The organism is Brevundimonas sp. (genome assembly GCF_013823285.1).
Lineage (GTDB): Bacteria > Pseudomonadota > Alphaproteobacteria > Caulobacterales > Caulobacteraceae > Brevundimonas.
This window is the reverse complement of record NZ_PNLV01000137.1, coordinates 1-5,502: the sequence shown is the minus strand read 5'-3', so window position 1 is coordinate 5,502 and position 5,502 is coordinate 1. Positions and strand designations below refer to the sequence as shown.

The following is a 5,502-nucleotide window of genomic DNA, read 5'->3' as shown; positions in this document are numbered from 1 at the left end:
AAGGCGTGGACGTCCTCGACGACCTGGGTGCGCCGCTCGACGGCGGCGGTCCCGCACACACCGCGCCCGAAGGCGATGCGCAGACATCCCAGCGTGCCCTGATAGGGACCCACCACCAGTTCATCGCTGCGGGCCGCATCCACCACGTAAAAGCCGGTCCAGAAGAAGGCGGGAAAGGCGTCCGCCAGCATGGAGGCCACAGTGGCCATGCGCGCGACACGATCGGGCTCGCCGTCCAGGACAGCAAGGATTTCGGCCTCCACCTCCGCGTAGCGGGCGGCCTTGTCGGCGGGACGGTCGTCTCGGGCGGCGTAGGCCATGGGCTCTCCTGTTGCGCCCGGGATATAGGTCCACAGAAACCTTTGTGACAGCCCCCGTGTCCTCGCGCCTGAGGCGAATAGCCAAGCATCTGATTCGCCTTGGAAACGCATATTTCCGCCACACTGCGGCAACGCTTGCGTCAGCTTGGCGTTAACCTCTCGTTAACCTTGACAGAAGGTTAACTCGACCGGATCGTCCCGGTCGAACAGGGTTACGCGCGGGCCGCCAGGGCCCTCCAGTCAGCGGGGCGTTATGGACGATCACGACCACCCTGAGTCCAGAAAGCGTGGATTCGATCGGTTCAACCGCTCCGGCGGGGCCGGTCCGCTGCCGTTCATCGCGGCGGCAGTGGTGGTTGTTCTGGCCATTCTCGGTGCGCTGATGCTGTCCGGATTCGGCGATCGCGGCCTGAGGTTCTGGTCGCGCGGTGATCCGGCCTCGGCCGCCTGTCCCCGCCCGGCCTCGGTCACAGGCGCGGAGTTCAACGACCAGGAAGCCGGCATTCGCCGCCTGCGCCGTCTGGCGTTCCGGGGCGATTTCTTCGCCCAGCTGGAGCTGGGCGGGCGTTACGCCGCCGTGCGGGCCACCGACCGCAATCTGGAAGATCCGATCGAGAGCTCGGTCTGGTACGCCATGGCCCTGGCCAATACCGAGGGGTTCGCGCCCATCAACAGCGCGCGCCGCGCCGGTCTCGGCTCGTGGCGCCCCCTGTCGGGCTATGACGACTGCCGCGCCTTCGAGCGGCGGGTGGCCTACCAGCGTCTGGACGCCCAGCTTTCGCGCATGACCCGCGACGAGCAGGAGGAGGTGCGCGACCGGGTCATCTATGTGCTGTCGACCCAGGACGCGGATGGATACCGCACCCTGGCCCGTCTGCACGACGAGCTCTACGGTCCCTTCGGCGAGCCCATCGACAACCGCGAGGCCCGGGCCGCCTGGGGGCAGGGCCACCGACCCGGCGAGCCGTTGCGCGTGGGCCGCACGGGTCGTCACGCGGCGGTGAACCTGTTCCCGCGCAATGATGTGGACGCCTATCTCTACAACTATCTGGCGGTGCAGACCGGCGACGTGGGCGCCTATGTGCTACTGCGCGACTTCGAGGCCTCGACGCCGGCCCGCTCGCGCTACGGCGCCTTCGTGGAGGCCAAGGCCCGCCAGTGGGTGCCGCCGTACGAGTTCTATCCCAATGAGGCGCCGCGCTCGGGCGTGCCCCATTCGGATGAAAGCCGGTCGCGCGGGGACGCCTATGACTACGCCCTGACGCGGATCACCGAGCTGCCCTTCGTCCATGTGGGCCGGGCCCTGCGCTACCTGGGGGTCACCGACACCGTCGCCTCCGCGCCGAACGCCCTGTCCAAACGGCAGGTGGAGACGCTGGAGGCCATGCTGGGCCATCCCATGGAGGGGCGGCTGTCCTATCAGGAGCGGCTGCGCGCCATCCAACTGGCGGCGGTCAACGGTTCATCGGAGGCCCAGCTGGTGCTGGCGGTCATGTACGCGGAGGGGGTCGGCGTGCCGGCCGACTACGCCCGGTCGTTCCACTGGTTCCAGCAGGCCGACCGTCAGGGCTCGCCGGAGGCCAAGTTCGCCATGTCCAGCTACTTCGCCCTCGGCGTGGCCGGGGTGGCCGATCAGGACAAGGCCGAGGCCGTGGTCTACCGCATCGAATCCGCGCTGTCGGGCTTCACCCCGTCGGCGTCCCGCCTGCAGGCCGTCCTGGCCCAGGTCTCGCGCGCGCAAAGCCGATAGAGGCGCTGGAAATGAAAAAGCCCATCTTCACCCCCGCCCGCGTCACCCTCGCCGCCGCCGTGTCCGGCATGGCCCTGGTCGGTCTGGCCGGCTTGGCGGACAGCCCGGCCAGCGCCCAGACCGCCGCCAGGGTGGAAAGCCAGACGCGCCCCAATTTCGGCATCCTGCTGGATCCGCCCACCCGCACGCGCGCCCGGCCCCAGCGCCGCTGGAGCTACGGGGACCACCGCCGCCGCTGGGATCACGGCTATGGGCGCGGCCCCGGCTATCCGCCGCCGCCTGTGGCCAGCGAGCAGGTGGTGCTGATCGACTGTGGGGGCAATCCCGGCTCGGGCGGTCTCGAGAACGCCGTGGCCCGTGTGGCGCCGGGCGGGACCCTGATCATCCGGGGGCGGGCAGGAGCCTGCGTGGGCTGGATGAACATCGACAAGCCCATGACCATCATGGGCGACGCCGGCTTCGACCGCCGCGACTGGGACCGATCGCCCCCGGCCACCATCCAGGCGCCGGACGGCCTGCCTTGCATGACGGTGGCCCAGGGGGTGCGGGTCGAGGTGCGCGACATCGTGTTTGAATCCCGCAACGCCGGGGAGGCGGCCTGCGTGGTGGGCTACGGCGCCCAGCTGATCTTTGACCGCACCGGCTTCCGCCACGGCGGCGACGAGCCAGCCATCTATGCGGACGGCGGGGCGCTGGACATCCGCAACAGCGTCATCGAAGCGCACACCATCGCCCCGGCCATCGTCGCCGACGGCGCCGGCGTGTCGGTCTATGAGGTGGACATCACCCACGCCCAGGCAGGCATGGAGCTGATCCCCGGGGCCGGCCAGACCGCCCGGCTGACCCGCGTGTCCATGAAGGGCACCGAGGCGCCGAACAATTTCGGGCCCCGCTCCATCGGTCTGATGGTCCGCTCGGGCCGCGACTACGGCCGGGTCATCGTCGAGGGCTCGCGCATCTGCGGCTATGTGGAGGGCGTGGCCATCGAGGGCGCTTCGGTGGAGGTGCGCGACAGCCGCATATGCCGCGCCGACAAGGGCGTGGTGCTCTACAATGGCGAGCTGGTTCTGACCGACAGCCGCGTGCGCGCCGACACCCTGGGCGTGGCCGCCGCCTCGGGCCGGGCCGTCATCACCGACAACGTCTTCGTGGGCGTGCGTCAGCTGGTCTTCGCCGAGGATCGCGCCTCGGTCGAGGAGAACGGCAACCGGGTCTGGTCGCGCCACGACATCTGCCGGCCCCAGTTCCAGCCCCGCTATCGCGATCGCTACGCTTTCGCGCCCGCGCGGGGTCCGTCCTGGCAGTGCCAGTACGATCCCTACCCGCGCGACTGGTGGGCCCAGGACGACGGCTGGTACGGCGATCCCTATCAAGACTACGCCTGGGGTCTGGACGGCTGGGACCGCTACAACCAAGGCTACGGCTGGTACGACCAGAACGGCCGCTACACCTATGACGACCGCTATGTGGGCGACAGCCGCTGGAACCGGGGCGGCCGTCGCGGCTGGGGCTGGTAGGCGTCAGTCCAGCGCGCGTTTCGCCACGGCGGCGGCGGCGTCCAACCGCGTGCCCGCCGCCTTGCGCTCGGAATAGCGGTCCACCAGCCCCTGGGCGTGGGGCCGGGTCAGGACGGTGAAGCGGACCAGTTCCTCCATCACGTCCACGATGCGGTCGTAATAGGCCGACGGTTTCATGCGCCCCGCCTCGTCGAACTCCTGCCAGGCCTTGGCCACGCTGGACTGGTTCGGAATGGTGATCATGCGCATCCATCGCCCCAGCAGGCGCATGGCGTTGACCGCGTTGAACGATTGGGAGCCGCCGGACACCTGCATGACCGCCAGCGTCCGCCCCTGCGTCGGGCGCACCCCGCCCATGCTCAGCGGAATGTGGTCGATCTGCAGCTTCATCAGGCCGGACATCTGTCCGTGCCGCTCGGGGCTGGACCAGACCATGCCCTCGGACCACAGGGCGTGTTCGCGCAGTTCGTGCACCGCCGGATGGTCGTCGCCCGCGATCTGGTCGGTCAGGGGCAGGTCGGACGGATCGAAGATGCGCGTCTCGCAGCCCATCAGCTGCAGCAGCCGGGCGGACTCTTCCGCTGCCAGCCGCGAATAGGACCGCTCGCGCAGGGAGCCGTACAGCAGCAGGATGCGCGGCGGATGATCCATCGGCCCCAGATCCAGCGCGGGCCGCGTGTGCAGGTATTCCGGGTCCAGCGCGGGCAGGTGGTCCGGGTCGGGCAGGGGGCGCAGGCGCGTGGTCATCACGGGGCCACCGCCTTGATCAGATAGGCGGCCGAGGCGGGGCACAGGCTGGCGAATTCCCGGCTGGCGGCGATGGCGTTCGGCGCGGTGTCGCGGTCAGCGGCCTGATAGCCGTTGCGGATGAAGAAGGGCGCTGCGGTGGTCGTCAGCAGATGCAGTCGTTCCACGCCGTCCTGACGGGCCGCCGCTTCCAGCGCCGCCAGCAAGACTCGCCCCAGACCCTGCCCCCGGCGTCCCGGCGCGGTGACGATGGAGCGGATCAGCCGGTCGGGCCCGTGGCCTTCCAGCCCGCCGAATCCCACCAGCCCCTGCTCATCAATGAAGCGATGAAAGCGCCGGCCCGGCTGGTTCAGGTCCTCGGTCGGCAGATGCTCGGCGGTCAGGGCGGCGATCAGCCCGGCGTCCTCGCCGGCGACGGGTTCGGCGGTGAGCATCAGCGGGCCTCCTTCGGCGGGGCGGTGTCGGGGAACCAGCGACGGCCCATCCACAGGGCGACCGACACCAGCAGGATCAGCACCGGCACCTCCACCAGCGGACCGATCACGGCGGCGAAGGCCACCGGACTGGCCAGGCCGAAGGCGGCGATGGCCACGGCGATGGCCAGCTCGAAATTGTTCGACGCGGCGGTGAAGGCCAGGGCGGTGGTGCGCGGATAGTCCGCCTCGATCAGCTTGCCCATCAGGAAGCTGACCACGAACATGACCAGGAAATAGATGGTCAGGGGGATGGCGATCCTGATCGCATCCAGCGGCAGGGCCGCCACGTCGGAGCCCTTCAGGCTGAACATGGCCAGGATGGTGAACAGCAGGGCGATCAGGGTGATCGGCCCGATGCGGGGGATGAAGCGGGTCTCGTACCAGTCCTCTCCCTTGCGGGCGACAAGCATGCGCCGGGTCAGGTATCCGCCCAGGAACGGCACGCCCAGATAGATCAGCACGGCCCCGGCGACGGTCCAGATGCTGATGTCGATGACGCTGCCCTCAAGCCCGAACAGGGGCGGCAGGACGGTCAGGAACAGCCAGGCGTACAGGCTGAAGAACAGGATCTGGAACACCGAGTTGAACGCCACCAGCCCGGCCACATACTGGTTGTCGCCGCGCGCCAGCTGGTTCCAGACCAGGACCATGGCGATGCACCGGGCCAGGCCGATCAGGATGACCCCGGTCAT

5 protein-coding genes and 1 pseudogene are annotated in these 5,502 nt (G+C 69.3%); 2 read left to right on the top strand and 4 right to left on the bottom strand.

Going from position 1 to position 5,502, the window contains the following annotated elements:
• Positions 1-320, bottom strand: a pseudogene (locus C0461_RS13255) (GAF domain-containing protein); the annotation flags it as partial.
• 382 nt (positions 321-702) lie between these two features.
• Here C0461_RS13255 and C0461_RS13250 point away from each other — a divergent pair.
• Both C0461_RS13250 and C0461_RS13245 read left to right on the top strand, forming a co-directional pair.
• Complete coding sequence (locus tag C0461_RS13250; RefSeq protein ID WP_292107671.1) at positions 703-2,070, top strand: tetratricopeptide repeat protein; 1,368 nt, start codon at positions 703-705, stop codon at positions 2,068-2,070.
• An 11-nt stretch (positions 2,071-2,081) separates the two neighbouring features.
• Positions 2,082-3,587, top strand: a complete 1,506-nt coding sequence (locus C0461_RS13245; protein WP_292107670.1) for a hypothetical protein — start codon at positions 2,082-2,084, stop codon at positions 3,585-3,587.
• 3 nt (positions 3,588-3,590) lie between these two features.
• On the opposite strand, the gene arsH is transcribed toward C0461_RS13245, so the two are convergent.
• The 3 genes from arsH to arsB all read right to left on the bottom strand — a co-directional run.
• The gene (gene arsH / locus C0461_RS13240) at positions 3,591-4,334 is read right to left on the bottom strand and encodes an arsenical resistance protein ArsH (RefSeq protein WP_292107669.1); all 744 of its coding nucleotides are present in this window, start codon (positions 4,332-4,334) and stop codon (positions 3,591-3,593) included.
• Positions 4,334-4,768 (bottom strand): arsenic resistance N-acetyltransferase ArsN2, encoded by a 435-nt coding sequence (arsN2, locus tag C0461_RS13235; protein WP_292107667.1) that lies wholly within the window; start codon positions 4,766-4,768, stop codon positions 4,334-4,336. Before arsN2 ends, arsH begins: the two co-directional genes overlap by 1 nt.
• A partial coding sequence (arsB, locus tag C0461_RS13230) for an ACR3 family arsenite efflux transporter (RefSeq protein ID WP_292107666.1) occupies positions 4,768-5,502 on the bottom strand: 735 nt, incomplete at its 5' end. The genes arsN2 and arsB, both read right to left, overlap by 1 nt.

Bases quoted from the DNA above. Each gene is read 5' to 3' on its own strand.
- C0461_RS13250 (WP_292107671.1), top strand. From the start codon at position 703: ATGCTGTCCGGATTCGGCGATCGCGGCCTGAGGTTCTGGTCGCGCGGT.
- C0461_RS13245 (WP_292107670.1), top strand. From the start codon at position 2,082: ATGAAAAAGCCCATCTTCACCCCCGCCCGCGTCACCCTCGCCGCCGCC.
- arsH (WP_292107669.1), bottom strand. From the start codon at position 4,334: ATGACCACGCGCCTGCGCCCCCTGCCCGACCCGGACCACCTGCCCGCG.
- arsN2 (WP_292107667.1), bottom strand. From the start codon at position 4,768: ATGCTCACCGCCGAACCCGTCGCCGGCGAGGACGCCGGGCTGATCGCC.